This is a genomic window from Luteimonas cucumeris (assembly GCF_007830035.1).
GTDB lineage: Bacteria > Pseudomonadota > Gammaproteobacteria > Xanthomonadales > Xanthomonadaceae > Luteimonas_C > Luteimonas_C cucumeris.
The window spans coordinates 1-1,629 of record NZ_VLKN01000022.1; the positions used below are offsets into that span (position 1 = coordinate 1).

The window sequence follows — 1,629 nt, forward strand, 5'->3', positions numbered from 1 at the left end:
GCTGCGCGAGGCGATCGAGCCGTCGCTGTCGCTGGAACTGTCGGTGAACTGCACCGTCAGGCCATTGATGCTCGAACTGAAGCCCGCCGTCGGCGGCGTGTTGGGAGCGGGCCCACCACCGTCGGTCTTGGCCAGTTCGCCGAGGAAGGCCAGGCCCAGCTTGGCGAGCGGCACGCTGGGCGCGGCGCTGTTGCCCATGTTGGAAAGCGTGTCGTTGGGCGTGTGGATGGCGTTGTTGAAACTGGCCTCGAACATCATCGTCGACGGATAGCCGGCACTGGTCCATGAAGCGTGATCGGAACAGGCATAACCGCAGGTGTAGGTGCCGCGGGTCAGCCCGAGCGGCGCCAGGTAGGTGTCGAACACGTTGCGCACGAACTGCTGCAGGCTGGCGTTGCTGTAGTCGGTGAGCAGCTGCATGTCGACGCTGGCGCCGGTGGCGTAGTTGGTCATGTCCAGCTGCAGCACGCCGACCACGTTCTTGCCCTGCGCCTGGAACGACTGGGCGATGGCATTGGAACCGCGCAGGCCCACTTCCTCAGCGGCGTAGCCCATGAACTTGACCGTGCGTTTCGGTTTCCAGCCATTGCCCAGCGCGATCCGGATCACTTCGGTGAGAGTGGCGATGCCGGATGCGTCGTCGTCCGCGCCCGGCGCGTCCATGCTGTTGCCGCTGCCGGAGTTGGAGATCGAATCCAGGTGGCCGCCCAGCACCACGACCTCGTTGGGCAGTTCCGTGCCCTGGATGGTCAGGATCACCGACGGCTGGGTCGAACAGTTGCTGCACGCAGTGAACAGTTCGGCGCTGACATCGCTGCGGCCATTGGCCAGCGACAACCAGGTATCGCGGATCCACGTCGCGGCGTTGCGGCCATGCGTGCTGGCGTAATAACGGTTCGGATAAGCCGTCGACAGATGCTCGATGGTGCTGCGGATGTTGCCGGCCTGCACCTGCGGCAACCACGGGTTGACCGTGGCCTGGTTGTCGATCGTGTAATCGACCAGGAACACCGTTTCGCGCGCCCGCTGCGAACGGTCGGCGCGAATGAACGCATCGGCCTCGGCGCGGGTCTTGAAAGCGAAATAGCCACCGCAGCGCTTTTCCCTGGAATGGATGAGTTCGCTGACCGTGGACAACTGGTGCGCCTTGATCTCCGATACCACCAGGTCGTTGCCGGTGCCGTCGCGGCGACCCATGCCGTTGCGGGCGATCGCGGCGATGCTGTTGCTGTAGGTATCGCGCGAGGTAACGATGAAGACCTGCGCGAACGGGTCCTGCTCCAGGGCTATCGCGGCGATCTCGTCCGCGTGGTGCGAATGCCCGGAAGCCTGGGCTTGCGCCAGCGCATCGCCGCCCAGCAGCAGGCCGGCCAGCAATGACGCAAGCAGTGTGCATTGCAGTTTCATGTGAACACTCCTTCGTTACCGGGCGCGGGGGTTCGCGTCCGGATCCGTGTTTGCAATCGCTAATGAAATCGGGCGCGGGAACCGGGCGGAGGCCCGCCCGGCGTTGACGCCAGTTCGAAGGAAGAGGATCACGGCCCCGGCCACGGCCGGGGTCGTGATGCCTTCAGTGCAACAACTCAGAAGGTGACGCTCCAGCTGTTGATGTAGCCGGTGTCCTGCGGA

At 64.5% G+C, this 1,629-nt stretch carries 1 protein-coding gene; it reads right to left on the bottom strand.

The annotated features are described in order from the left end of the window. Nucleotides 1–1,407 (bottom strand): M20/M25/M40 family metallo-hydrolase (locus tag IP90_RS16485; protein WP_144900764.1); only part of this gene is annotated, 1,407 nt, incomplete at its 3' end. Nucleotides 1,408–1,629: the final 222 nt, after the last annotated feature.